Origin of the sequence: Paenibacillus sp. GD4 (assembly GCF_030846225.1) — a bacterium.
Taxonomy (GTDB): domain Bacteria; phylum Bacillota; class Bacilli; order Paenibacillales; family NBRC-103111; genus Paenibacillus_G; species Paenibacillus_G silviterrae.
On record NZ_JAVCYK010000001.1, the window covers coordinates 4,620,251 to 4,646,902 of the forward strand.

Here is a 26,652-nt window from a genome sequence, read left to right on the forward strand (position 1 = left end):
TTCAATGGTTGCTCGACACTTCCATTTTACCAAGGATTGGTTTCTTTTTGTTTTACAAAATTGAGAAAAAGGGGCAGTCCCTCAGTCACCTATGGTGACTTTTGGGACAGCCCCTTTTTTGTCATATACTGCTTTAAGAGAGCTGATATTTCTACGACATTACCCGGCTTGCTGAACAAGTAGCCTTGCATTTGTGTGCAGCCCATGCCAAGCAGCTTGTTTTTATCCTCAGCGCTCTCCACCCCTTCGGCTATCACGTTTAGCTGCAGACTTCCCGCCATGGCAATGACCGCTTTCATAATGGCATCCTTGCCATCCTTGATAAAGGAACGATCGATCTTGATGGTATGAATGGGAAATTTCTCAAGATAGCCTATGGATGAATAACCGGTTCCGAAATCATCGATGGAAATGGAAATGCCGAGGTCAGTCAGCTTCTGAAGAATGTGAACGGTATGGTGGACATTACTCATTGCCGCCGTCTCGGTAACCTCTAAATGAAGATGAGCCGGGTCGAGACCGCAGTGCTCCAACGCATCCATTACAACGGCGGTAAAGTGACCTTGCTCCAGCTGTTTCACCGACACATTCACGGAGATAAAAAAGTCGGAGAAGCCTAGATCGATCCATTCCCTGGTTTGCTTGCAGGCCTGCTGCAGGACCCATTGTCCGATGGCCTCAATCAAGCCGATTTCCTCCGCTATGGGAATAAACTCCATGGGAGGAACGAAGCTCCCGTTCGATTTCCAACGCAGGAGTGCCTCCATGCCTTTGATTCGGTTATTCTCCGCATCAACAATCGGCTGGTAATGGACTTCCAGCTCATCGTGTTCCAATGCCTTGCGAAGTCCCTGTTCAAGCAGTAAGCGTTCCTGATACTTATCAGTAAGGTCATCCGTAAACAGCTGATACGTGTTCTTTCCTTTTGCTTTAGATAAATACATAGCTTGATCCGCACGTCGAATCAGATCTTCATAGTGATGTCCATGGATCGGATAGCCGCTAATTCCGATGCTTGCGGTGATGATCAATTCATAACCGTCGAGCAGGAAAGGCTCGGACAATCGGAGAAGAATGCGCTTGGCTACTTCGCCGGCATCAGACAAATTCGAAATGTTCTCAACAATAATCGCAAATTCATCCCCGCCAAGCCTGGCCACTTTAGCGTTCTCGGGAACACTGCGGCTGATGCGGAGCGCGGCTGCGCATAACAGCTGATCTCCCAGCTCGTGACCGAGTGAATCGTTAATGACCTTGAAGCCGTCTAAATCGAGATACAGGACGGCGGCCATTTGTCCGCAGCGCTCGGCCCGTTCCATGGCGTCCGTGAGCTGAGTGCGGACACAGCGGCGGTTCGGCAGGCCGGTTAACGCATCACGATACGCCAGGTCATGCAGTCGAACCTCGGTTTGCTTGCGTTCGGTAATATCTGTAATCACCCCGTCGAGCCTCAGCAGCTCACCGTATTCGTCCATCACGGGAACCGTGTAATCATATACCCAGCGAAGGCTGCCATCCGCCCGAAAAATTCGATACTCATGCTTGATTTTCATGCCATCCCCCAGAGAAGCTTGCTTTTCTTCGACTCTCGGCAAATCCTCCGGGTGAATCAGCTGTCTCCATAGACCGGGATCATTGGCGAAATCCTCCTGCGAATACCCGTAAATCATTTGACAGGCTGGGGATATACTAAGCAGCTTACGGCTTCGGACGTCCATAGACCAGAGACAAACGTCGATGGATTCAAATATGTTTTGCAAATGCATTTGTGTGGTCAATAAAGCTTTTTCCAGCTGCTTCCGGTGGGTCATATCCTTTGCGATCCCAATAACGCCGGTAATTTGTCCGCGGGTCATTACCGGTACGGCAGTTATGGTGATATCCGCATGCTCACCGTTTTTTCGAACAATCCCAATGTCGAAATCGGCACGATGCCCGTGAAAAGCTACCTTCCGAAAAATCATTTGGGACATCGGAACATATGCGGACGCTATCAAAGGAAGAAAGGAGGCGCCGATCAGCTCCTTCGCCGCATAGCCAGTAACCTGAAAGAAGGCTTCGTTGCAGGCGGTGAACTTTCCCTTTAAGTCAACCACATAGCAGGGGTCCGGATTATCATCGAAAAGTGAAATCAAGGAGTTTTGCAAAATAACATCCATGTTGTACACCGCCCATATATTTCATCACTCTTCTAATTCGACAAAAAAAGACATTATCCTTCCCATAGGATAACGATCTTAGTTTCGCGGCGGTTTTTCCTTTTTGTCGAACGGTTGTGTATAATAACACTGAGCAGAAGTGGTTAGACGAGTGAAGGAGTGTATCGTGAACTATGTTGACATACAGCCGTATCGGTGTAGTGGGAGCAGGGACGATGGGTCAAGGCATTGCGCAGATGCTGGCGGCTCAAGGGCTGGAGGTGGTGCTCGTTGAACGCTCCCAGGAGAAGATCGATCAGGCCCTCAAGCAGATTGAGATGAGCCTGGATAAGCAGCTGGAGAAATGGGCCATCACCGCCGTCGAGAAGAAGTTGATTCTCGGAAGAATTCAATGCAGTCAGGAGCTGCAGCCGCTGGTTGATTGTCAGATGGTCATTGAATCCGTAAGCGAGGATGTGGACATCAAGAAGCAGCTGTTTCGCGAGCTGGATGCCGTTTGTCCGAAGCCTATCATCCTGGCCAGTAATACATCCACTCTCAGCCTGACGGAAATTGCGGCGGAAACCGGATGCCCCGAAAGGGTAATCGGTTTGCACTTTATATATCCTGTATCCAAAATCGATCTTGTGGAAATCATCCGGGGCTTGCGCACAAGCGAACAGACCTTCGCCGAAACGAAAAGGTTCGTTGAAAATACGATTCAGAAGCGGGGCATTCAGGTCTATGAATCGCCTGGCTTCGTAACGACCCGGCTGATCTGCACCCTGATCAACGAGGCGCTGCACGTGCTGTCGGAGGGGGTAGCCACAGCGGAGGATATCGATGCGGCAATGCGTATCGGGTATGACTTTCACTACGGACCGCTGGAGATGGCGGACCGGTTCGGGCTCGATTCCGTGCTGGCCGCGATGGAGCGGATGTTCCGGGAGTTCGGAGATCTGAAATATCGTCCGGCCGTCCGGCTGAAGCAAATGGTGAGGGCGGGACATTTGGGGACCAAAACGGGGCAAGGCTTTTTTCGATATGATGAGGACGGTGACCGGCTATGAACGTGCTTGTTATTAATGCGGGGAGCTCGTCGCTTAAATTTCAGCTTTACAATATGGAGGACGAATCGGTGCTGGCCAAGGGCCGAGTAGAGCGCATCGGCATGGAATCGGCGATTCTTACCTACGAACCGGGCGATAGGCCGGAGGTCCGGGAAGTCGAGGAGGTGCTCGAGCATACGACCGCCGTCCGCAAGGTGCTGGAGTTGCTGGTTCATCGCACGCACGGCGTGCTTAATTCCATTCAAGAGATTGATGCCGTCGGCCATCGGGTTGTGCACGGAGGAGAGACGTTCTCCAGCTCGGTGATCGTGGATGAGGAAGTGAAACGCGAAATCAAACGTTTGTTCGATCTGGCGCCCCTGCACAATCCTGCGGCCATGCTTGGCTTGAATGCGGTTGAGGCGAATATGCCGGACATCCCGCAAGCGCTTGTGTTTGATACTTCCTTCCACCAGTCCATGCCGCCGGTTTCTTATTTGTACCCGATCCCTATGGTGCTGTATAAGAAGCACAAGGTTCGGCGTTACGGCTTCCATGGCACCTCCCATGCTTATGTGAGCGAACGGGCAGCCGCATACCTTGGGCGCCCTCTGGAGGAACTGAAGCTGGTGACCTGCCACATCGGGAACGGGGCAAGCTGTGCAGCGATCCTGGAGGGCAAATCTGTCGATACCAGCATGGGAATGACCCCGCTTGAAGGCTTGATGATGGGAACGCGCAGCGGCGATATCGATCCGGCCATCGTGCCTTTCACGATGGGGAAGGAAGAGCTGACCTTGAATGAGGTAAGCTCCATGCTCAACAAACATAGCGGCTTAATGGCGATATCGGGCCTCGGCAGCGATATGCGTGAGGTTACGCAAGCGATGGAGGCGGGGGATCGCAACGCGAAACTTGCCTTCGATATGTATGAGTACCGTCTGCGTAAGTATATCGGTTCTTACGCGGCTGCGATGAACGGATTGGACGCGATCGTGTTTACGGCTGGAGTGGGGGAGAATTCTGCTGTGCTTCGGGCGGCGGTGTGCCGGAATCTCACTTACTTCGGAGTGGATCTCGATGAGGAGGCCAATGCCCGCCGGGAGCCGGGGGACAGGGAAATCACCAAGCCGGGATCGCGCGTTAGGGTGCTGATCATCCCTACGAATGAAGAGCTGGTCATTGCACGCGATACGCATCGATTGATTTTGGAACAAAACCGTGTAAAATAATACGTTGCAATGAATACATACTAACTAGGTACATTTGACAGGAGGTAGACCGGTATGGGCAGAAATTTAGTCATGATCCGCGATGTGGGTCAGCATATAAATGAAACGGTGACCATCGGATGCTGGCTGCACAATATTCGCTCCAGCGGCAAAATTCGCTTTCTTCAGCTGCGTGACGGCTCGGGCTTCATTCAAGGCGTTGTGGTGAAAAGCGAAGTGGCGGAGCAAATTTGGGAGAATACGGGGAAGCTTACGCAGGAGAGCTCCCTGTACGTAACGGGCGTTGTGCGTGAGGACACGCGGAGCAAAGGCGGGTTCGAACTGACGGTTACCGGCGTGGAGATCATTCAGATTGCGACGGATTATCCGATTACTCCCAAGGAGCATGGGGTGGATTTCTTGATGGACCACCGTCACCTGTGGATTCGTTCTCCGCGGCAGCGGGCGATTCTCGTGATCCGTGCCCAGATCATTCAAGCGGTTCAGGAGTTTTTCGATAAGCGGGGCTTCCATTTAGTTGATCCTCCCATCTTGACGCCTTCCTCTTGCGAGGGGACGACGAACCTGTTTCATACGAAGTATTTTGACGAGGATGCCTATTTGACCCAGAGCGGGCAGCTGTATATGGAAGCTGCAGCGATGGCGCTCGGCAAAGTGTATTCGTTCGGACCGACCTTCCGCGCGGAAAAATCGAAGACCCGCCGTCACTTGATCGAGTTCTGGATGATTGAGCCGGAGATGGCCTTCGTAACGCATGAGGAGAATTTGGAAGTGCAGGAGCAGTTCGTATCTTACGTGGTCCAGTCGGTTGTGGAGAAATGCCGCAAGGAGCTCGAGGTGCTGGAGCGGGATATTACCAAGCTCGAGCGGATTCAGGCCCCGTTCCCGCGTATTACTTATGATGAGGCAGTGAAATTCCTGCAAAATAACGGACATGAATTTACATGGGGCGAGGATTTTGGCGCGCCGCACGAAACAGCGATTGCCGAGGCATACGACAAGCCGGTCTTTATCACCCATTATCCGACCTCGATTAAGGCGTTCTACATGAAGCCGGACCCGAATCGTCCCGAGGTGGTGCTCTGCGCGGACATGATTGCACCGGAGGGCTACGGCGAAATCATCGGCGGAAGTCAGCGGATCGACGACCCGGAGCTGATGGAGCAGCGATTCCAGGAGCATGAGCTGTCAAAAGAGGCGTACCAGTGGTATCTGGATCTTCGCCGATACGGGTCGGTTCCGCACTCAGGCTTTGGTCTAGGTCTCGAGCGGACGGTCGCCTGGATCTGCGGGCTGGATCACGTGCGCGAAACGATTCCGTTCCCAAGGCTCCTGTACCGTCTTTACCCGTAAACAGAGCTTCATTGGCTGCAGGCATACGATTAGGGGAGAGAGGGATATGTCATGAAGCATAATGATTCGGATAGGCTGGAGCTGACTTCCCTTTTGCTGTCCGGCTGGAAGGAAGGGAGTGTCGATGTTCCCTACTGGCTGTTTCAATATTACACAAGGCTGGGCATCAATGAGCTGGACGTCATGCTGGTGCTGCATGTGATGGCTTTTAAGGCGAAGGAGGGCAAGGACTTTCCGACGCTTGAGGAGCTGCAGGACAGGATGTCCGTTTCCCCGGAGAAGGTCATCGCCACATTGCAGAAGCTCCTGAAGGAAGGGCTGCTCCAGATTGATCAAGAGGTGGATCCGGTCAGCGGGGTTCATTGTGAGAAGTATAACTGGAATCCGCTGATGCAGCGGCTTGCGGAGCATCGGGTCGATGAACTGATGGCGCAAAAGCTGGCGGCGCGGACGGCTCCGTCTTCGAAGGGAAACGATATTTATACGACCTTCGAAAAAGAGTTCGGTCGGCCGCTTACCCCGATGGAGCTGGAGTCGATTACGGGCTGGCTCGATAAGGACCGCTACCCGGAGGAGCTCATTCTGGCGGGGCTGAAGGAAGCGGTATTCGCCGGGAAGGTACACTTTCGGTATATCGACCGGATTCTTATTGAATGGCATCGCAACCGGGTGACGAGCGCCCAGCAAGCGAAGGAATATGCACAGAAATTCCGCTCCTCGCGGTAAAAATAAGAACGACCTGCATCTCCCTGTCGGGCGAAGCAGGTCGTTTTTTGTATTCATCGACGTTCTTCAGGTCTTTGCCCTATCGGCTCTCATGGAAAGGTTTTCCGACAAATTGTTTTCAAAGTGAAAAAAATTTTTAATATTTCGGTATAAATTTTGTAACATTTGGGCATAAGCCCACGTCTATAATTTGTAAAATCATCCAGAAGACAAGAAGAAAGAGAGAGAAAGCGGAGGGAAAAAGGAGGGGGACAATGCTTTCATGGCTGCGTAAATTACAGAAAAGCCCGGCCGGAGAAATCCCTGCGGAACAAACAGCCGATGGTTTGAACTTGGAGCCAACAGTAGAGCAGATGAATTTGGACTTAAATACACCGCTGCTCCGTGTAGCCGGAGTCGAACGCTCGTTTCAGGTCGGCGGGCAGCCCCTGCATGTACTGAAAGGGATCGATATGGTCCTCTATCCGAAGCAGCTTGTGATGCTGAAGGGCCGCTCCGGCTCCGGCAAGACGACGCTGCTCAATATGATTGGCGGACTTGATCAACCGAACCAGGGGGAGATCGTGTTCAGGGAGCATCCCTTCCACCGGCTGGGCGATGATGAAAGAACCTTGATCCGGAGGAAGGACATCGGTTTTATTTTCCAATCGTTCGCTCTGATGCCTTTATTATCTGCCTGGGAGAATGTAGAGCTGTCGCTTCGGATGTCCGGAGTACCCCGGTCCGAATGGAAAGGCCGGGTAGCTCACTGCCTGGAGCTGGTGGGTCTTACCAAGCGCATACACCACCGGCCCTTCGAGCTTTCCGGGGGAGAGCAGCAGCGGGTAGCGATCGCCAAAGCGATTGCGCACCGTCCCAGCCTGCTGCTCGCCGATGAGCCGACAGCGGAGTTAGACTCTCAGATGGGCGCGCAGGTCATGGCCGTGTTTCGCGAAATTATCCAAACAGAGCATGTGACCATATGCATGACAACACACGACCCGACGATAATGGAGGTTGCCGACCATGTATTCGAGATGGTGGATGGAAAATTCGTTTCGTAACGTCAAACGGCGGTCAAGCGGCAGGGCAAGAGTACTTATGCTCATGACCTTGGCGGCGGTGCTAGCCGTAACCGGCGGCTGCTCCGTGCTGCCTAAGGAAGAGGAGGAAGAGGTTCTACCCGCCGTCACCGCTCCGAAAATATCCAAGAAGCCGGAATATCCCGTCAAAACGGAAACGCTGGAGTCGAAGGTCCGAGGCTCGGGCCGATTGATGGCTACGGTGGAGGAGGATTTGTATTTTACGGACGAGACGAGCCGCCGGATTAAGAATCTTTACGTTAAAACAGGAGACCCGATAGAGAAGGGGCAGCTGATTGCAGAGCTTGACGTGACCGAGCTGGAAAGCCAGGTCAAGCAAAAGCGTCTGCAGACGCGCAAGGATGAGCTGCAGATGATCGAGACGCTGCGCAAGGCCGATGAGCTGAGCGCGGAGCAGCTGGAGCAGGCCAAGATTGACTTCGAGCTGAAGCGCGAGGAACTGGCCAAGCTGGAGAGGACGATTGCCGGTGCGAAGCTCACAGCCCCTTATTCGGGAACCATTGTCAATGTACATATGAAAAAAGGCGATTCCGCGAAGGCGTACGACGTCATCGCTACGATCGCCGATTTATCGCAGCTCACCGTTGCGGCGACGATCGGTAACGAGGATCTCAAGAAGATCTCGGTCGGTATGGAGGCGGTCGTTGATATTAACGGTGCCGGCCAGCATAAAGGCAAGGTGCTGACGTTACCCGTTCCTAAGTCGCAGGACGATCAGGGCGGCGGCTTTCCCGGCGGCTCCGGCGGGTCCAGACAACCGGATTCCATCGATAATTATTTGATCGTTCAGCTGGATCCGTTCCCGCAGGGCTTGAACCGCGGAACGCCGCTGAGCGTGAGCATCATTACCCAGCGTAAGGAAAATGCGGTTACCATTCCGCTTGCTGCGCTCAGGTCCTATGCAGGCCGCAACTACGTACAGGTAGTGGACGCCGAAGGCAATAAACGGGAAGTGGATGTGGAGCTCGGTCAGCAAACCTCCACGGATGTGGAGATCGTGAAGGGGCTTACCCCGGGACAGAAAGTAGTGGGTCGCTGATGTCCATGCCGATGCTTCGTTTTTTGATTCGTAAAATGTGGAACACACGCTGGTTGACCTTGAGCTCGCTGGTCGGCCTGATTATGGCGGTTGCCTTCACGACGAGCATTCCGATGTATGCGGACGGCTCGCTGAAGCGGGTGGTGGCTAAATCGCTCCAGGAGAAAACGGGAGGCTTGCCCCCCGGCTCCGTCCTGATCCGTTATCAGGCTTCGGGCAGTGAAAGAGCGGAGCTGGATTCGCTGCACGAAGCGGATCAATATATTACGGAAACGCTGCCGAGCGACATCGGTTTCCCTTACGAAGCTTATGTTCGGAGCTACTCTCTGCGGGCGGCTTCGCTGTCTCCCGATGATCCGTCGAAGGTGGATCCGAGCAAGCGGAGGCAGATGACGCTGGCCGCACAGAACGGTCTCCGAGAAAAGATCGATTTGACCCAGGGACAAATGCATTCGAATCAGGTGAATGGGGGCATACTCGAAGCCGTCATTCACGAAGAGGCAATGTTCCGCAACGATATTCATATCGGCGATGTCTTCAATTACCCGATATCCGGCGGACTTGGGATCGCCCCGCTTAAGGTGAAAATTACCGGGGCGTTCAAACCGAGGCTGGATGCGGATCCTTACTGGTTCCAGGGACTGGAGGGGCTCGCATCGCTTATGCTGGTCAGCGATCAGGCGTTTGAGGAGTATGTGCTCAAGCAGAAGAAGATCCCGCTGAACCTGGGCAACTGGTACTATGCCTTCGATCTTCGCGAGATTCAGACGAGTCAGCTCAGCTCCCTGGAGCGGAAGCTGGAACGGCTGGATATCATCTTGTTCCAGAAGCTGAAGAATACGCGGGTTGACATCTCGTTTATCCCGATCCTTCAGGAATTCAAGGTGCAGAGCCTGCAGCTGCAAATCCTGCTCTTTACGCTGGCTGCACCGATGATCGCGATGGTGTTCTATTACATTGTCATGAACGCAAGACAGTCTCTTGACCGGCAACGTACGTTGATAGCGGTCGTACGGAGCCGAGGAGGCAGCACCAACCAGATCATCTGGATTTACGTGCTTGAGGGTCTCCTGCTGGGAGGCGTCTCCTTGCTGCTCGGACCGCTGCTCGGCTGGTTCATGGCGAAGAGCATCGGCTCCTCCAGCGGCTTCCTTACCTTCGTGGACCGCAAATCAGTGCCGGTAGGCGTAAGCACAGAGGCACTGCTCTACGGAGGAGCGGCCGTGGCGATTGCCCTGTTGGCCAGCGTCATTCCGGCGGTCATTTATGCACGCGCCTCGATCGTCAGCCATAAGCAGCAGCTCGCCCGTTCGGACCGGAAGCCCTTCTGGCAAAAATGGTTCCTGGATGTGGGGCTGCTCGGCATTGTGGGCTACGGTTATTATTTGTTCGATCAGCGCCAGGTGCTTTCCCTTCAGACGGGCATGACCACCGATCAGCTGCAGGTGCATCCGCTGCTGTTCTTTATCCCGGCGTTATCGATCATTTCGCTGGGGCTGTTCTTTCTGCGAATTTTTCCATGGCTGCTGCGTTTAGGCAACTGGTTAGGGAAAAGACTGCTGCCCGTTCCCGTCTTCCTGACGCTTACCCAGCTGTCCCGCTCTTCGGCATCTTATTATCCGTTGATGCTGCTGCTGATCTTGACGCTGGGACTTGGCGTGTACAACGCCTCGGCTGCAAGAACGATCGATTTGAACTCTACGGACCGTACGTTGTATGCCTATGGCTCGGATGTCATAATGCAGGCCGTATGGGAAGGCGTTTCTGATGAAATGCCGGATCCGAATGCAGGGGGGCAAGGCGGTCAAGGGCAAGGAGGCCAAGGACAAGGTCAGGGCCAAGGTCAGGGCCAAGGTCAGGGCGGTCAAGGAGGCGGCTCGGGTCAAGGACCGGGCCAGGGGGCAGGTCAGCCCCCTGGTGCGGGGCAAGGTGAGGGGCCTCCTCCGAGGCTGCGTTATATCGAGCCGCCTTTTGCGGTTTTCCGCGAGCTGGAGGGAGTAGAGCAGGCTGCACGAGTACTGCAGACCAAAGGGAACGTGGTCGTTTCAGGCAAATCGCTCGGGCAGGGTATGCTGATGGGTATCGATAATGTGGATTTTGCCAAGGTGGGCTGGTTCCGCAAGGATTTGTTCGCAACGCATCCGAACCACTACTTAAACCTGCTGGGGCAGTATGAGCAGGCCGTTATCATCCCGACATCGTTCGCCCAAAAGCACCAGCTGAAGCCGGGAGATCTGCTCAGTATTACGGTCTCACAGCAGCCCGTTGAATTTGTAATCGTAGCTACCGTACCGTATTGGCCCAGCCAATATCCGGAGCAAACGCCGTTCTTCATCGCCAACTTGGAATATGTGTATGACCAGGCTCCGACCGTACCTTATGAGGTATGGCTCAAAATGAAGGAGGGCGCTAAGGTTGCGCCGCTGCTGGAGGCGCTGCAGGCGAAGAAGGTGGAGATCGCCAGCGTGAAGGACGTACGCAACGAGCTGATTACTCAGAAGCGTCATCCGGCTCGCGGTGGTGTGTTCGGCATCCTAAGCTTAGGGTTTCTGGTTTCCGTATTTATTTCTCTTATCGGCTATATTCTTTACTGGTTTTTCAACCTTTCCAGCCGTGTCGTGCAGTTCGGCGTGCTACGCGCCATGGGCCTTTCGCGCCGACAGCTGACGGGAATGCTGCTCCTGGAGCAGGGTTTTACGGCCGGCTTGTCGATCGTTCTGGGGGTTGCCATAGGGAAGCTGACAGGCTACTTATTCCTTCCGTTTCTGCAAACGGCGGACAATGTGAAGACACAGGTGCCTCCGTTCCGGGTCATCTTCGATGCGCGGGACACCGATCAGCTTTATGTTGTCGTAGGCGTTATGATGCTGACCGGCGCTACGCTCCTGATTCTGCATATCCGCAGGCTGCGCGTGCATCAAGCGGTGAAGCTGGGGGAGGAGAGATAAGCTGTGATTCATTGCGAAGGTCTCGTCAAAATTTATAAAACCGATGATATCGAGGTCGTGGCTCTTCAGGGCTTGAATATTTCCGTCGCGCAGGGCGAAATGATGGCGATCATCGGGAATAGCGGCAGCGGCAAATCGACGCTCCTGAACATCCTCGGCGGCTTGGATCGGCCCTCGGCCGGCCAAGTTACGGTCGGGGAATGGAATTTACTAAAGATTACGGATGATGAGCTGGTGAAATATAAGCGCAAGACGGTAGGCTTCATCTGGCAAAACAACGCGCGAAATTTGGTGCCGTATCTAACGGCGCTGGAGAATGTCGAGATGCCGATGATGCTGAGCGGCAAGCTGGACCGCGCTTACGCCAAGCAGCTGCTGGAATGGGTCGGGCTGAGCCATCGGCTGGACAACAAGCTGCAGCAGCTCTCCGGCGGGGAGCAGCAGCGGGTGGCAATTGCGATTTCCCTTGCGAACCGTCCTTCATTACTGCTGGCGGATGAGCCGACCGGCTCGGTTGACACCAAAACCTCGGATATGATTATGGACATTTTCCGTCGTTTGAACCGCGAGCTAGGGGTTACGATCGTCATTGTAACCCACGATATGGCGCTGGCCAGCAAAGTGGATCGCGTTGTAGCCATTCGCGACGGGATGACCAGCACTGAGTTTGTGAAGCGCAATCCAAGCTTGGAGAAAGCGGAGGGAGAAGCGGCCGCCGCTCAAGCAGACATCCAGGTGGGGCATGAGGAATACGTCGTGCTTGATAAGGCGGGAAGACTGCAAATTCCTAAAGCCTATCTTCAGGCACTGCAAATCGAAGGCAAGGCATCCATGGAATTCGACGGCGAGAAGATCATTATTCGAACGCCGAAGTCGCTTGGATAGCATACCATTTTTGGAGGGAAACCCTGTATGAAAATCATGAAAAAACCGGTCCTTATGACCGTTTGCGTGAGCATGATGATCCCCATGCTCGCCGCTTGTACCAAAGCGAACCAATCGGACGACAAGACGGAGCGGGTGCTTCGCATTGCTACAAGCATGGGCTATTCCGCGAATGACGAATGGTTCCGCCAGCGATTTACGGAGCTGTTCGAATTTGCAAATCCGAACATCAAGCTGGAGATCCTGACGACTCAGGACGAACGGTTCATGTACGGACGCCCGGATCCGAATACGAAGCCTGAGGACCCGATGGAGAAAATGAAGAAGCTGATGGAGGGCGATAACCCGCCAGATGTCGTCATGGTAGGGTATGAACAACTGCCGGAGCTCATCAGCAGCAATATGCTGACCCAGCTTGATCCTATGATTACGAAGGATAAATTCGATACGAGCGATATTGTTCCTGCCGTGCTGGAGGGGTTGAAAAAGGTCGGCGACGGCAAGCTGTACGCTTTAGCGCCTAACTTTGGATCCTCTGCATTGATTTACAACAAGAAGATGTTCGATGAAGCGGGAGTGCCCTACCCGAAAGACAAAATGACATGGGAAGAAACCATGGAGCTTGCACGTCGTCTTGTCAAAGGAGAAGGGGAGTCCCGCAAATACGGCTTTTCGTTCTCAACGCATAACATGGGCGAGAACATGTTCTACGCCGCTCAGATGATGAGCGCTCCGCTGGAGCTCCGCATGTACGACGAGAAAGGCGAGAAGATGACGGTTGACAACCCAAGCTGGGAGAAGGTATGGAACGCAGCTCTCCAATGGAAGAACGAGAAGCTGATTCCAGGGCCGATCGATTACAATGCCATGCGAAACCGTTCCATGGATCAGGAAAATTTCAATCCGTTCCAAGGGGACGATTTCCTGTCCGGACGGGTGGCGATGTCGATTATTCATTACGGTCAATTGGATCAAATCGTCAATGCGAACAAGAGTGCTCAGAACATCAAGGGCTTTACTCCGATTGATTGGGATGTTGTCACCGTACCGGTGCATCAGGAGGCGCCGGATGTCGGAGGTCAAATGTACATGGATGGAATCATGTCCATCAATGCGAAGGCGCAAAACGTCCAGGATGCATGGAAGTTTATTAAATTTATTAACGGCGAAGAGTATGCAAAGCTGAAGTCGAGCAGCTCGAACTATATTGTTTCCCGCAAGAAATACATCAAGCCTAAGAACGGCGTAGAGTTCAATATCGCAGCCTTCACGACGCTGACGCCTGTCATGAACCAGCAGTTTGACAACAAGCTGTACCGCGAAAAGCCGGGTATCGTTCAGGTGAACGAAATCGCCTACCGCACCTTTGAAGAGGTGTCCCAAGGGAAGATGTCCGTGAAGGACGGGTTGAAAAAGTGGCAGACGGAAGGGGATGCGCTGCTGCAATCGTTGAAGGATAACCCCAATGGCCCTGCACGCGACCAAGGGATGATGATGAGATAGCTTACAACAGGGAGGAGCAGCTTCAGATGAACACCAAACCCAAAAAATTTTACACGACGGGGGTGCTGCTGTTATCAGCGGCACTAACCTTCGGTTCGGTCGCTCCAGCCGCATGGGCGGCCGATGGGGGGACGACCTCAGGAGCGGCTGCCGCTATCTCGCTGGGCAGCGCTCCGGTCCTCGGATCGGTGCCCGTTGCCGGCAGCAGCAGCTTTGAACTGAAGGACGTTCTGATGCTTCAGGAGCAGAAGAATAAGACCGTGACGTTTACCGTCAGCATAAACAACGAAGGAAGCGGAGATTTGCTTTTTATCGATTATTGGGTGCGCATTAAGACCAAGTCCGGACAAACCATCTCCGTCCGTCAGATGCCCCAGGATAAGGACAAAAATAAGGTGTCGCCGGGCACGCGTATGGATATCGGCTTCTTCGCAAGTGTAAGCGATACGACTGAGCTCACGGATTTGACCTTTGAATTCATTAAGTGGGACTTCAGTCAGTCTGATTTCGAACGCAAAATCGGGGAAATCGCCGTGCCGGAGAGCTACAGTGTTCTGACGGAACCCGGAGCCTCCCGATCCATTCTGATGGAAGGCAATGCCGTGAACACAACCATTAAGAAGGTGCTGCTGACCAAGAATGAGAAAAACTACGCGCCTACACTGATTGTAAATCTTGAGAATGTCGGCAGCCGAAGCTCGGCCGTCCCGACCTATCAATATTTGCTTCGCACAAGCGAGGGATATATGTATCCGCTTGAGGCGAAGGGGGTTAAGGATGTATCGATCCATCCCCAAACGAACAAAGAAATCGAGCTGTCCGGCTCGGTTCCTGTTTCCGTTTCGACCGATGGGTGGCAGCTGGTTATCATGCAGCATGCATCGGATTTGAAGATCAATTTGCCCATTGCCTTCTTTGCGCTGCCCCCGGTGTCTCCAACAGATGACGTGGATACGGGCAAAGAATACAATTTTTCCAATAAAGAGGGAACGTATACGACTCAGCTGCAGAGCTTGACGCGCGTGCCATGGGAAGATCAGGACCTGCTTACGGCGAGCATGATCCTATCGAACAAGGGGGATAAATCGTTGCCGCTCCCCGAATTGGCGGGATACTTCATGCTGGATGACGCCGTTAAAGTAGAAGCGAAGCTGATCCGAACCGATAAGGTCATCGGCCTAGCTCCGAAGGCTGCTGCAACCTTTCAATTTGTCGGGAAAATGCCCTATACCTATGAATTCGGCAAAGCCAAGCTGGTGCTTTTAGAGAAGGAGGGCACCTCCGGCGGCAGCGCGGGAGGGGATTCCGGTACAGGAGGCAGCGTGACGGAGCTCCTTGAGTTTGTACACCGCTCGGAGCTTATGAATGTTCCCTACCTTAATGCTTTTGAAACTTACCAAGTGAAAAGCATCGGACGCAGTGCCAGCTATTCGGCGCGCAACACCCGCATATACGAGGGTGAAACGTCGGATCTTCTGACAATCCAGCTGGAAGCAAGCAATTTGGAGAAGCGTGCGATCGATGTAACGAAGCTTGTAGCTCACTTTAAAACCACAGACGGTACGGTACTCCCGGCGGCCGTCAGTGAAATCAAAACGAAGATTCGGCCGGACGGAAAAGCCGTGTTGCTCGTCTCTGCGAATGTGCCTAAGGACTTCCAGACAGCCGGCATGCAGCTCTTAATTGGAGAAGCCGTAACCGACAACAAGCTGACGGAAAAGGACGGCCAACCGGACGCCTATGTCAATGCAGCGGGCTTCTGGCTTCCTGAGCAGGACACGGCAGTGAAGGATGATCTTCTGGAGGTAGAGCTGGCGCCTTATAAATTCTCCATGAACCGTATCAAGACCGCATTGGGTCAAACCGGGGTAACGCTTGAGTTTGATTACAAGCTCTCCCGTGACATGATGGTAGAGATGAACAACGAAGGTCGCAAGCTTGTGATCGGCTTCGAAGATGAGAACGGAAAGCTCGAGTTTACGCAGGAGTTTGAGTTGAAGGATTTTGAAACGGCCTCGGCTGCCTCCGGAGCAGCATCGAAAGCGGACGATAAGCTTAGACTCGGCAGCTATAAGGAATTCCAAATCAAGGTTTCGGATTCCGACTTAATCTATCGATTGCAATTCCTTAAGACGTACCAGCTTAGTATCTATGATTCCTATCAAGGACATAAACGGCTGTTAGCGAAGAAGAAGGTAGACTGGTTCAGCATGACGGATTAATGTCACATTCTTTTAACTGAAACTTGATGAAACATAGCGTTTTCAAAGGAAACCGCCTCCGTGAGCCAGCGTATCATTTCATGGAGGCGGTTTTCGTTGTGAATCAGGTCACAAGAATGTGAAGTAATGGTTAAATCTTCATTGGTTCTATTGACAGTTTTTAGCTTTCGGTAGTATGTTATTGTCGTTAACAACCTTCTTAACGATAACAACATAATGCAATCAAGGAGATACAGTATTAATGGAACCTTCTCAGCATTCGTTTTCCGACTTGAAGTGCTCGATCAGCAATCATATGTCTTTGCTTTTTGAATCGGAGGGCTTCAGTCCGCTCGTCGGTAAAATTTTCGCCTTGCTTCTTTTTGCTCCGGAGCCCCTAAGTCTTCAAGAGATGGCAGACCGGCTCGGAGTAACGAAGGCCGCAGTCAGCGTGCAGGTTCGTGCTTTGGAAAAGCATGCGATGTGCCAGAGATTGGCCACGCGAAGCGACCGGAAGGATTACTATTACATAGCGGATGATTTTACGATGACTGTGGCCCGCAATACGATCCAGAAGATTCAAAGCGTGCAGGGCCAAATTCAATCGACGCTTAACGTTTTAGCCTTCATCCAGGATATCAAGACGGAGGAGGTAGCCTCCCATGATGCGTTCAAGCGCAGATTTATCGAGATGGATGCTTTGTATCAAGCCTATCTAACTCGTTTGGAGGGATTTGAAGAGGAGTGGAAGCAAAAGCGGGAGCAAATCATGCTGCAGTTTAAGAACGAAATGTGACGCTATGCACGCTGACGAAGTGACTTTTTTCACCTTACAGGACCGGAAAATCCCAGTATACTATTCAAGGGTCAATAAACTTTCAATATTTTTTGAAGGGGTATAAGTGGATCCGTCGTCTAAGATGTCGGCAGCCGTATAACGAGCAAGAAATTCTCGTCGTTGCATGGCTTCGATAGAGGTTTTCTTATGGAGGAGTAGAGAGATGAACAAATTAACCGAGTTTTCATTAAAAAACATCACGGCCGTTGTCATCATCGTGCTGTTGCTGTTTGGGGGAGGGTTGTACGCCACCACTACGTTAAAGGTCGAGAGCTTTCCCGACATTTCCTTCCCTGTCGTTGTCGTAAATACCCAGTACACCGCACCGCCTAAGGACGTGCTGGAGGATGTAACGAAGCCGCTTGAGAAATCCCTGACGGGACTGCCGGGGATGAAAAATTTAACATCTACCTCAAGCGATAACTTCTCATCCATAGTAATTGAGCTTGAGAACGGCGAGGACCCTGAGGATGTCAAGAAGGACGTTGAGAGTTTAATCACCAACGTCAAGCTTCCTCAAAGCTCGGAAAAACCAAAGGTGCAAACCATGGGCTTTGCGTCGGAGCCGGTGTACTATTTGTCCGTGTATGCCAACAACGGAATGACGCAGGAAGAGCTTGATAAGATTTACAAGGACGTCATTTTGCCGGGCTTCAACTCGATGAAGGGCATTGACCATGTTGACTCGATCGGGAACCAGGAAGCCGTGCTTACGCTGAAGCTGAATGCAAATGCCATCAACAACTACGGCATGACGCCAGCCGATGTATCGCAGCGAATCCAAGCTTCCCTTGCTCAAAGCCCCGTAGGGTCGGTCGATTTCAGCGGGAACAAGCAGATGGTTCGCGTGAAGGGCGATCTGAATACCGTGTATAACCTTGAGAATATGAAGATTACTACGAATACAGGGGACACGGTGCTTCTGAAGCAGCTGGCTAAGGTTGAAGCGATCAGGGAAGCGGAATTTTTCTCCCGCTTGAACGGAAAGCCTGCGATTGGCGTTCATTTGTTTAAGACGAAGAATGCCAATGCGGTAGAATTCGGTGCGGAAGCCGACCGGCTCATGGCTGAATGGAAGACTGCATACCCGAACATAACGTTCCATACGATTTATAATTCTGCCAAGGATATTCAGGAATCGATCAACGGGATGGTGAAGGAAGGCGTTCTCGGCGCCATACTTGCTTCCGTTATGATTTTGCTCTTTTTAAGAAATGTTCGTATGACCTTTATCGTTTTAGTCTCGATTCCATTGTCGATGCTCGTAACGCTGCTGATTATGGCACCGCTTGGCATCTCGCTAAACATCATGACCTTAGGTGGTATGGCGATCGCGGTCGGCCGGGTCGTGGATGACAGTATCGTTGTTATTGAGAACATTTATAGTCAGCTGCAAAAGGCGCAGGAGCGAGGAGAATCGGTCATTAAGCTGGCAACGGCGCAGGTGGCGTCCGCGATAACCTCCTCCACCATCACAACTGTAGGCGTGTTCGGTCCTATTGCATTTGTTAGCGGCGTGCTCGGCGAAATTTTCAGGCCTTTTGCGATTACGCTGGCTGTTGCATTGCTTTCTTCCCTGATCGTTGCCGTTACGGTCATTCCTATGCTTGCTAAAATTATGGTGCTTCGAAGCAAAAATCTCGGTACGCATGAGGAAGGTAAAGGCAAGCTATCGAACGGCTATAAGAAAATGCTTATTTGGTCTTTGAATAACCGCAAGAAAACGGCATTGGCCGCTTTGCTTCTGCTGGTCGTCTCGATTGGAGGCACGGTGCCGTTCTTGGCTACCTCCTTTATGCCGGAGAGCTCTTCGGATAAAATGATGCAGTTTACACTGAAGATGCCTCGAGAAACAACGATTGAAGCGATGAATGAGAAGGTAAAAGAAATTGAAGCGATGATGGCGGACGGCAAAGACGCGACAGGCGCTCCTGTATTCGACTATGTGGAATCGCTCATCGGCTATAACAATAGTACGGATCGCGTCGCTTACCGGACCATGTTCTTTGCTGCTGCTTCTCCGGCTTCAGATGCCAAGGCAGTATTTAAAGACTATAAGGATAAAATGGCTTATTTGCTGCCGAGCGGTTCGGAGGTTGATGGTGCTGTGCTTAGTGCAGGCGGTCCTCCAGGGGCGGGAGCCGACTTCTCCTACTATCTGAAGGGAGATGACTTGAACACACTGAAGCAGGGTGCCGAGCTGGTCAAAGCGAAGCTGAAGGAATTCCCTGAGCTTCAGGATATTAAGGATTCCCTGAGTGAATCCAAAACCGAGGTTGAGATCAGCGTCGATCAAAATAAGGCGCGGCTTTACGGTCTTTCTTCAGCCCAGGTCATGTCGGCGGTGAGTTCTTGGCTCGCGGAAGAAAAGCTGGGCGACCTGAAGTTTGATAATATTACATATGAAACCAAGGTTATGCTAGATTCAAGTTTTAAAGATTCCATTGATAAGGTAAGCCAATTCTATATCAAGACGCCTACGGGCCAAACGATCAAATTAAACGAAGTTGCTAAAGTAAATCAAATTGCCGCGCCCGTAGCGATTACCCGTGAGATGCAGGAACAGTATGTGCGCTTAACGGCGAAGATCGATAACATCGATAAGGGCGGGGTCAGCGTTAAAGTACAGGAAGCGCTCAAGACGCTTGAGCTTCCGTCGGGAGTTCGCACAGAGGTCAAAGGGGTTACGGACGACATCCAAAAGAGCTTTAACGAAATGTTTTTGGCCATGGGTGCTTCGATCTTCATCGTATACCTTGTCATGGTTCTCGCGTTCGGCAACGGCAGCGCGCCTTTCGCTATTCTGTTCTCGTTGCCGCTCGCAGCGATCGGCGGTTTATTCGGACTTTTGATCACTAACGAATCGGTTAACATTACTTCCTTGATCGGCTTCCTAATGCTCATAGGTATCGTAGTAACGAATGCCATCGTGCTTGTTGACCGAGTTCAGCAGCTTCGCGAAGAAGGACTTGAAGTGTTCGAAGCGTTAGTAGAGGCAGGGGTAACCCGTCTTCGTCCGATCATTATGACGGCGGGGGCGACGATCATTGCGTTGCTTCCTCTGGGGTTAGGGCTGTCTAAAGGGACGCTAATTTCCAAGGGTCTGGCAGTAGTTGTTATCGGCGGTTTGACGACTTCGACCCTGCTCACGCTTGTTATTGTGCCGGTAGCATATCTGATGATTACGAACTTTAATCAGCGGGTTGCCCGCATCTTTAAGGGGAAAGAGAAGATCGCTGTGGAAGCGAAAGTTGCCACCGTTTCGCAATAAGTAGATAGAGACACTGACTGTCAAGGGAAAAGGAGAATCGGCAAATGAATAATGCCATTGCAAAATCAATGAAACAAAGCAGTAAAGTGGTGGGGGCCGTCGTCATTGGCGCGGCTCTCATCACAGGCTGCTCCGCCAATCCGGCGCCGGAAGCCAAGCCTGCCAACGCGGCTGAGGTGACGCTGAAGCAAGTGAAGGTAGCAAAAATTGAGAAAAAACGAATCGGCGATCCGCTCGAGCAGGTGGCGGATGTCGTTTCGTCCATTCAACTGGATGTGCCTGCGAAGGTAGGCGGCGATGTTGTTGAAATCCTCAAGAAACGCGGGGATTCGGTCGAGAAGGGCGATGTGATTTTTCGATTAGATACAACAGATGTACTGATCAACAAGGAAAAAATCGAAATCGGGCTTCGTTCTGCGAATCAGCAAATGGCCAAAGCACGTGAGGATCTGGCCAATGGAAAGCAGGAATTAAGGAACGGTATTGCCAAGACGGAGCAGGCGCTGCGAGATGCCGAGAAGGACTATAACAAAGGGCGTAACGATTATGATCTTGGGTTGATTACTAAGTTTCAATTAGAGCAGCTGGAGACCCGGGTAACGAACCTAAAAATGGACCTTGAAAGCTCCAAGAGCAAGCTGGCTACCTTGGAAAAAACGAATTCTTTAGCCCAGATGGAGCAATCCGTAGAGTCGTCCAACGTATCCCTTCGTGAGCTGGAAAGAACCTTGGGCAACATGGAAGTGAAGGCGACGGTCAGCGGTGTCATTACCGAGCTGCCCATCGAAGTGGGAATGACCCTGCCTGCGGGCTATCGTGCAGGGCAGGTGCAGCAGCTAGACCCGATCAAGATCAAGGCTGAGCTGACCGAGGATTCGGCCAAGCTGGTCCGCGGCAAGGAAGAGCTGCTATTCTACGTTCCTGGAACTACCGAGAAGCTCAAAGGGAAGGTAAGCTATTTGGCCGATGTGATGAGCACCCAGACCAAATCGTATACTCTGGAGCTGGAAATTCCGAACGCGGACCGGAAGCTGAAGCCAGGCATGAAGGTTCAGGTGCTTTTGACAGAAGAGAATGATCAAAACGTTATTACCGTTCCTACACTTAGTGTTGTCCGTGAAGGAGGAGACACCTTTGTCTTCGTCCTAAACGGTGATGTAGCGGAAAAACGCAAGGTTGAGCTTGGCCGGTTGAACGAAACGATTCAGGAGGTGCTCTCCGGCGTGAAGGAAGGCGAGCAGCTGATTGTCTCCGGCCAACATCAAATTAAAGATAAAGAAAAAGTTCAGCTGGCTAAATAAAGAACTATCAGGAGGAGAAAGCTCGTGACAAAAAACTGGAAGAAGTCCTTTACATCTGTTGTGATTACAGCCGCGCTTATGACCACGGGGGCTTCCGCTTTGGCGGCGGACGCTCCGTCCGCCATCACTGCACCGTCAGCCGTTTCTTATAAACTCACGGATCTGCTGGATGTTGAAGTGAAGAGCGTGTTGAGTGAAAAGGTAGCCGATGGAAACCGTCTGGGCGTTGTCGTTCGAATGAAAAACAATAGCGCGAAAATTCATCGCGTTCCGGAGTATGAGCTCCGCGTTAAAACGAGCGACGGCGTTGAATACACGCTTCAATCCAGCGCAGCAAACGCCAAGTCCATTCAGCCAAAAGCAACTTCGGAGCTCAGCTACATGGCTGTGATCGACCGTACCGACGAAGTGACGCTCACGGAAGTGAACTGGACGGATGTCGATTACTATGTGTATCCTAAGGCGGAAACGGTGCTGCTTGCTGTGCCGGTAGAATCCAGGCCATGGTCGGGAAGCGATACGCCGATTACAGATCCTGCAGCGGTTAAGAAATGGTCCGATTCCTTTGCTATCCCGTCCGTAACGTCGCCGCTTACGTACAAGCCTATGAACATTAACAAGGAATCAACAGACAAAGGGACCGTTTATGTTGTGCAGCTGCTTGTCTCGAATGCAACGGACAAACGTGAAGCCATTCCTGCATTCCTGCTCGAGGGGAAAACGGAATCCAAGGTATTCTCCGGTAACCGAGTAGAACAAGGAGAATTGTATCTTGAGGCAGGGGAAGAGAAATACATTCATTATGCTATTCCTACCGATCTGGATACCATGCTTGCCAGCTTGAATTTGTTAACGCCGGAATCATTTGTACAGGTTGGTCCGGACGGCAAGCCAGCTCCGGTTAATTATACAGTGGGACGTCTCAATATTTTGCTTCCTACAGAGCAGGCAGGCGAGGCGTACACCGCATACGAACTCGGCAAGCCTATGAATTTCGATACGTTAAGCAAGCTGATTCATCCGGACTTAGCCGTTTCCGTAGTGGAGTTCCATATGAATGAGAATGATACGGACGGCTCCAAAGATGTAACGGCCAAGTTCATGCTTACAAACAAAAGCGATCGTCCTCTCAGCGTACCTGTCTTCCAAACGGAGCTGATCAGTGCTGACGGATACATCTACAGCGGTAACCGTCAAAGCATCACTACGCAGCGTGTACTGCCGAATTCTTCTTTAGTGTTGAACTATTCCTATGTTTTGCCTAATTCGGAAACAGGGGAAGGGTTGGCGCTGAAAGTCGTCGATACGATCTCGGCTGCACCTTACAAAACGCCGTTGGCGACTTACGGGATGACGCTTCAGCCTCAGGGCGAAGGCGAGACTTTCACCGTGTTTCCATTTGAAGCTAAAGTTAAATACTGGACGATCGCTGTTAACTGGGGCCAGGCAACGAATTATAAATTTACCTATAAAGCAAGGTTCGATTTGGAATTAAAACGCCAAGAAATGGTTCAACTTGATAACAGCTTCTCCAGGATTCAGTTAGATTTGTTGGCAGAAAACGATCGTTTGATCGGCTCTACTCAAGTTGGCTTGGTCGGACCGAATCATTTGGTTAGCGGTGAGAATAACATTCTCTTCTCATCGAGCTCCGAGCAGTTGGAGCGTCCGCTTACAATTAAAATGTACGAAGTATTCACCACACCTGCAGGTGAATCCAAACGCCTTATTGGTAGCTACAAGCAATAATTTCTCATATCTCATAAGCAATACAACAAGGGGCTGTCCCAAAAGTCACCATAGGTGACTGAGGGACTGCCCCTTTTTCTCAATTTTGTAAAACAAAAAGAAACCAATCCTTGGTAAAATGGAAGTGTCGAGCAACCATTGAAAGGAGAGGTTTCTTTGTTTATTCAATATACCATGGATCAACTGTGTCTGCCAATGGATTTGGAAATGGACATCCCACCACGTCACGTAGCGCGAGTTATTAATAGCTTCATCAATCGTTTGGACGACAGCTTGTTTACAGCTGCGTATCCCGGAGGCGGTCGGGATAGCTATCACCCTAAAATGCTTACTAAAATCATTGTGTATGCTTATTCTCAACGTATCTACTCCTCTAGACAGATTGCCAAGGCCGTGCGTGAGAATATCCCTTTCATGTGGCTGGCAGGTCGCCAACAGCCGGACTTCCGGACCATCAATCGGTTTCGCTCCGAGCGGATGAAGGAGCAGCTCGAGAAGATTTTTGCAGGAATGCTGGAGCTGCTAATGGCCGAGGGATATATCAAGCTGGAGAACTACTTTGTTGACGGTACCAAGATCGAAGCAAATGCAAACCGGTATACGTTTGTCTGGGGAAAGGCAGTAAAGAAGCAGAAAGCCAGGCTGGAAGAGAAAGTGAAGCAGCTTTTTATTGAGATTGAACAGCAGGAGATTCAGGAAGATAAAGAGCACAACGGCAAGGACCTGCTCGAGCTGGGCGGAGACACCGACCTAACAAGCGAGAGCATGGAGGCGGCTTTAACGAAGCTAGAAGCCAAACTGAAGAGTGAACCAAAGAACAAAACGGTAAAGAAAGCGGTACGGCAACTGCGTAAGGATTTTGTTCCCCGCCAGCAGAAGTACGAAACTCAGCTTGAGATCCTTGGCGAACGAAACAGTTTCAGTAAAACGGATCCAGATGCCACGTTTATGAGAATGAAGGAAGACCACATGGGCAACGGTCAACTCAAGCCCGGCTACAACGTACAAGTCGGCACAGAGAACCAATTCATCGTAGGTTACTCCCTCCACCAGCGCCCGACAGATACGCGTTGCCTTATCCCGCATCTTAACAAGGTAAAAGAGACGCTTGGTCGTCTTCCTAAAACCGTCATCGCCGATGCCGGTTACGGTGGTGAGGAAAACTATGCGTATCTAGAGAAAGAAAACATGGAAGCGCTTGTGAAATATAATTCCTTTCATAAGGAGGTATCAAGAGCTTGGCGAAACGACGTATCCCGCTTAGAAAACTGGACGTACAACGAGGACAAAGACAGCTGGGTATGCCCAAACGGACGAACACTACATTTTATTAAGGAGAGCAAGAACAAGACTGATAGTGGGTACGGGGTCAAATTGCGGATCTACCGAAGTGAAAACTGTGAGGGGTGTCCGTTCAAAGAGAAATGCACCAAGTCTGAACGCAGCCGCGAAATAAGGGTCAGCATGGAGTATCTTCGCTACAAAAAAGTGGCTAGAGAAAAATTAAGAAGCGAAGATGGACGCAAGCTCTCGGTTCAACGAATGATCGAAGTGGAAAGTGTGTTTGGGCAAATGAAAAATAACCGGGGATTCCGGAGGTTCCTGCTTCGCGGCTTACCAAAAGTAAGCCTGGAGGTCGGGTGGCTTTCACTTGCCCACAATTTGCTTAAGGTGGTAACCACGGAGCAAAAAAGACATATAGCCGGGCAAGAATGAACCCTGTCCGGCCATTTTTTCACGAAATTCGGGGTTGTATAAAAGGGGCTGTCCCTTTAAGTAGATTTTTCGCTACTTTTGGGACAGCCCCTTTGTCATAACAACTTATTCGCCGCTTCCCCCAAGGGGAAACTCTTGAACCGATTGCCAAATGCCGTTTTCTGTTTGCCTCAGCAGAACAACGTGGTTCACCGTGCAGCGGAAATCAACAGGTTGCTTTCGGACGCTGGATAGAACATCGTGCAGCTCATCGTCTCCCAGCTCTTGGGCTATCGTCAGATGAGGAGTAAAGGCATACGGTTTGGCCTGTTCTTGAAGCACACCGCTGCACAACACCTCATACGCTTTCTGCATCGGCTCGGGGTCCGCCAGCGCCATATAAATGACATTGTTAGCCGGATAAAAGGTAGAGAACCGATTAAAATGCAATATAAAGGGCTCCAGCTTCCTGGCCGCTTCCGTCAAATAGGAAATGCCTTTCTCCAGCTGCTCCTCGGAGATGAGTTCCTTTTCCCGGAGGGTCAAGTGAGGCTTAATGATGGAGTAATGGGTATCGTATCGCTTTCGGTAACGATCAGCGAATTCCTGGATTTCGGAAGATGGAAATACGGCAAGTCCGTACAACATACAATCCCTCCTTATCGACCTCATCAGGGCAATATTCGCCCATACTTCATTATAGCGTGTCGGGGCGAGTGTTGCTATGCTTCTAGAAAATATACACATGGCAAGTACTGACACCATACAATAAATGAAAGGGGATTTCTTTTACCTTCTATTAAGGGGCGGTGCTGATGAGAAGACAAGTGCACAGCGATGAGGTAAAGGAAGCTGCTCTACGGAAGCTCCAGGAACGCGGAGTGGCTCTGGAAGAAGTAGCTTGGATCGTTCGCGAAATGCAGCTACCTTATCATCCCACATTAACCATGGATGTATGTATCGATGCGGTTCATGCCGTATTGCAAAAGAGAGAGCTGCAGCATGCCATCTTGGTAGGCATCGAACTGGATGTTTTGGCGGAGAAGGGCATGCTGTCAGAGCCGATCCAATCGATCATCGAAACGGATGAAGGCTTGTTTGGCTGTGATGAGACTTTAGCGCTTGGTTCTGTGTTCAGCTATGGAAGCATTGGCGTGACCACCTTCGGACATCTGGATAAGCAGAAGATCGGAATGATAAAGAAGCTGGACACGAAGGCAGGCAATAGGGTACACACCTTTCTGGACGACCTGGTAGCCAGCATTGCGGCATCTGCTGCAAGCCGAATCGCACATCATCATAGGGATGAGTCGGAGCGAAGTTAAATACTGGAGAGAGCCTCTTAAAAATAAGGAGGCTCTTTTTGGGTTATGCTAAGTACCGACCTTAATCCCATTTCTGATACGGAGTGAAGAACAATGAGCTGGGTTTATTGGAGTAAGCTTTATGAAAGCAAATTTCAAGCCGGGTGCCTCGCGAAGCGCATGGAAGAAGACTGGTGGATATACGGCTATGAGTGCCCGGCTGAGGTTCAGGTATACAAATCCAAGAAAGGCCGATTCGGTGTAAGATATTTATTATAAAAAAACCTTGACTATCGACTCTACAATCGTGTATATTTAGTTTTGTCGCCATTTGCGAA

General features: G+C 51.3%; 18 protein-coding genes. 16 read left to right on the top strand and 2 right to left on the bottom strand.

The features are described 5' to 3' along the window. Window positions 1-89 precede the first annotated feature (89 nt). Window positions 90-2,159 (bottom strand): GGDEF and EAL domain-containing protein, encoded by a 2,070-nt coding sequence (locus tag RAC89_RS21810; RefSeq protein WP_306615752.1) that lies wholly within the window; start codon window positions 2,157-2,159, stop codon window positions 90-92. Between the two features lie 173 nt (window positions 2,160-2,332). Here RAC89_RS21810 and RAC89_RS21815 point away from each other — a divergent pair, with 173 nt between their 5' ends. The 15 genes from RAC89_RS21815 (at window position 2,333) to RAC89_RS21885 (ending at window position 25,031) form a co-directional block, all read left to right on the top strand. Continuing rightward, window positions 2,333-3,208, top strand: a complete 876-nt coding sequence (locus RAC89_RS21815; RefSeq protein ID WP_373429981.1) for a 3-hydroxyacyl-CoA dehydrogenase family protein — start codon at window positions 2,333-2,335, stop codon at window positions 3,206-3,208. Beyond that, window positions 3,205-4,419, top strand: coding sequence for an acetate/propionate family kinase (locus tag RAC89_RS21820; RefSeq protein WP_306615753.1), 1,215 nt, complete (start codon window positions 3,205-3,207; stop codon window positions 4,417-4,419). Before RAC89_RS21815 ends, RAC89_RS21820 begins: the two co-directional genes overlap by 4 nt. 54 nt (window positions 4,420-4,473) lie before the next feature. Next, window positions 4,474-5,772, top strand: a complete 1,299-nt coding sequence (gene asnS, locus RAC89_RS21825; RefSeq protein ID WP_306615754.1) for an asparagine--tRNA ligase — start codon at window positions 4,474-4,476, stop codon at window positions 5,770-5,772. A 51-nt stretch (window positions 5,773-5,823) separates the two neighbouring features. Next, on the top strand, window positions 5,824-6,498 hold the full coding sequence (locus RAC89_RS21830; protein ID WP_306615755.1) for a DnaD domain protein: 675 nt from the start codon (window positions 5,824-5,826) through the stop codon (window positions 6,496-6,498). Window positions 6,499-6,851: 353 nt separating this feature from the next. Further along, the gene (locus RAC89_RS21835) at window positions 6,852-7,541 is read left to right on the top strand and encodes an ABC transporter ATP-binding protein (RefSeq protein ID WP_306616163.1); all 690 of its coding nucleotides are present in this window, start codon (window positions 6,852-6,854) and stop codon (window positions 7,539-7,541) included. Then, window positions 7,504-8,619, top strand: coding sequence for an efflux RND transporter periplasmic adaptor subunit (locus RAC89_RS21840; RefSeq protein WP_306615756.1), 1,116 nt, complete (start codon window positions 7,504-7,506; stop codon window positions 8,617-8,619). The genes RAC89_RS21835 and RAC89_RS21840 overlap by 38 nt, the downstream gene beginning before the upstream one ends. Before the next feature lie 5 nt (window positions 8,620-8,624). After that, window positions 8,625-11,567, top strand: a complete 2,943-nt coding sequence (locus tag RAC89_RS21845; RefSeq protein WP_306616164.1) for an ABC transporter permease — start codon at window positions 8,625-8,627, stop codon at window positions 11,565-11,567. 3 nt (window positions 11,568-11,570) lie between these two features. Further along, window positions 11,571-12,452: an ABC transporter ATP-binding protein gene (locus tag RAC89_RS21850; protein WP_306615757.1), complete on the top strand. Its 882-nt coding sequence runs from the start codon at window positions 11,571-11,573 to the stop codon at window positions 12,450-12,452. A 27-nt stretch (window positions 12,453-12,479) separates the two neighbouring features. Continuing rightward, window positions 12,480-13,955 carry an ABC transporter substrate-binding protein gene (locus RAC89_RS21855; RefSeq protein ID WP_306615758.1) on the top strand — a complete coding sequence of 492 codons (1,476 nt, stop codon included), beginning with the start codon at window positions 12,480-12,482 and terminating at the stop codon, window positions 13,953-13,955. A 26-nt stretch (window positions 13,956-13,981) separates the two neighbouring features. Further along, the gene (locus RAC89_RS21860) at window positions 13,982-16,177 is read left to right on the top strand and encodes a hypothetical protein (protein WP_306615759.1); all 2,196 of its coding nucleotides are present in this window, start codon (window positions 13,982-13,984) and stop codon (window positions 16,175-16,177) included. Window positions 16,178-16,418: 241 nt separating this feature from the next. Further along, entirely contained in the window at window positions 16,419-16,952 is a 534-nt protein-coding gene (locus RAC89_RS21865) for a GbsR/MarR family transcriptional regulator (protein WP_284638801.1), read from the top strand. A gap of 205 nt (window positions 16,953-17,157) precedes the next feature. After that, window positions 17,158-20,265 carry an efflux RND transporter permease subunit gene (locus RAC89_RS21870; protein WP_306615760.1) on the top strand — a complete coding sequence of 1,036 codons (3,108 nt, stop codon included), beginning with the start codon at window positions 17,158-17,160 and terminating at the stop codon, window positions 20,263-20,265. A 44-nt stretch (window positions 20,266-20,309) separates the two neighbouring features. Continuing rightward, a complete protein-coding gene (locus RAC89_RS21875) occupies window positions 20,310-21,566 on the top strand; it encodes an efflux RND transporter periplasmic adaptor subunit (RefSeq protein WP_306615761.1) in 1,257 nt (418 codons plus the stop codon). A 24-nt stretch (window positions 21,567-21,590) separates the two neighbouring features. After that, window positions 21,591-23,315, top strand: coding sequence for a hypothetical protein (locus RAC89_RS21880; protein WP_306615762.1), 1,725 nt, complete (start codon window positions 21,591-21,593; stop codon window positions 23,313-23,315). A 156-nt stretch (window positions 23,316-23,471) separates the two neighbouring features. Next, the gene (locus RAC89_RS21885; RefSeq protein ID WP_306615763.1) at window positions 23,472-25,031 is read left to right on the top strand and encodes an IS1182 family transposase; all 1,560 of its coding nucleotides are present in this window, start codon (window positions 23,472-23,474) and stop codon (window positions 25,029-25,031) included. A 105-nt stretch (window positions 25,032-25,136) separates the two neighbouring features. Here RAC89_RS21885 and RAC89_RS21890 read toward each other — a convergent pair whose 3' ends face one another. Further along, window positions 25,137-25,658: a 2'-5' RNA ligase family protein gene (locus RAC89_RS21890; RefSeq protein ID WP_306615764.1), complete on the bottom strand. Its 522-nt coding sequence runs from the start codon at window positions 25,656-25,658 to the stop codon at window positions 25,137-25,139. A gap of 167 nt (window positions 25,659-25,825) precedes the next feature. On the opposite strand from RAC89_RS21890, the gene RAC89_RS21895 reads away from it, so the two are divergent. Further along, window positions 25,826-26,335 (top strand): phosphatidylglycerophosphatase A family protein, encoded by a 510-nt coding sequence (locus tag RAC89_RS21895; protein WP_306615765.1) that lies wholly within the window; start codon window positions 25,826-25,828, stop codon window positions 26,333-26,335. The last annotated feature ends 317 nt before the right edge of the window (window positions 26,336-26,652 follow it).

What these genes read in the sequence shown, in the direction of transcription:
- RAC89_RS21810 (WP_306615752.1), bottom strand. Translation starts at nt 2,159, where the DNA reads ATGGATGTTATTTTGCAAAACTCCTTGATTTCACTTTTCGATGATAAT.
- RAC89_RS21815 (WP_373429981.1), top strand. Translation starts at nt 2,333, where the DNA reads ATGTTGACATACAGCCGTATCGGTGTAGTGGGAGCAGGGACGATGGGT.
- RAC89_RS21820 (WP_306615753.1), top strand. Translation starts at nt 3,205, where the DNA reads ATGAACGTGCTTGTTATTAATGCGGGGAGCTCGTCGCTTAAATTTCAG.
- asnS (WP_306615754.1), top strand. Translation starts at nt 4,474, where the DNA reads ATGGGCAGAAATTTAGTCATGATCCGCGATGTGGGTCAGCATATAAAT.
- RAC89_RS21830 (WP_306615755.1), top strand. Translation starts at nt 5,824, where the DNA reads ATGAAGCATAATGATTCGGATAGGCTGGAGCTGACTTCCCTTTTGCTG.
- RAC89_RS21835 (WP_306616163.1), top strand. Translation starts at nt 6,852, where the DNA reads ATGAATTTGGACTTAAATACACCGCTGCTCCGTGTAGCCGGAGTCGAA.
- RAC89_RS21840 (WP_306615756.1), top strand. Translation starts at nt 7,504, where the DNA reads ATGTATTCGAGATGGTGGATGGAAAATTCGTTTCGTAACGTCAAACGG.
- RAC89_RS21845 (WP_306616164.1), top strand. Translation starts at nt 8,625, where the DNA reads ATGCCGATGCTTCGTTTTTTGATTCGTAAAATGTGGAACACACGCTGG.
- RAC89_RS21855 (WP_306615758.1), top strand. Translation starts at nt 12,480, where the DNA reads ATGAAAATCATGAAAAAACCGGTCCTTATGACCGTTTGCGTGAGCATG.
- RAC89_RS21860 (WP_306615759.1), top strand. Translation starts at nt 13,982, where the DNA reads ATGAACACCAAACCCAAAAAATTTTACACGACGGGGGTGCTGCTGTTA.
- RAC89_RS21865 (WP_284638801.1), top strand. Translation starts at nt 16,419, where the DNA reads ATGGAACCTTCTCAGCATTCGTTTTCCGACTTGAAGTGCTCGATCAGC.
- RAC89_RS21870 (WP_306615760.1), top strand. Translation starts at nt 17,158, where the DNA reads ATGAACAAATTAACCGAGTTTTCATTAAAAAACATCACGGCCGTTGTC.
- RAC89_RS21875 (WP_306615761.1), top strand. Translation starts at nt 20,310, where the DNA reads ATGAATAATGCCATTGCAAAATCAATGAAACAAAGCAGTAAAGTGGTG.
- RAC89_RS21890 (WP_306615764.1), bottom strand. Translation starts at nt 25,658, where the DNA reads ATGTTGTACGGACTTGCCGTATTTCCATCTTCCGAAATCCAGGAATTC.
- RAC89_RS21895 (WP_306615765.1), top strand. Translation starts at nt 25,826, where the DNA reads ATGAGAAGACAAGTGCACAGCGATGAGGTAAAGGAAGCTGCTCTACGG.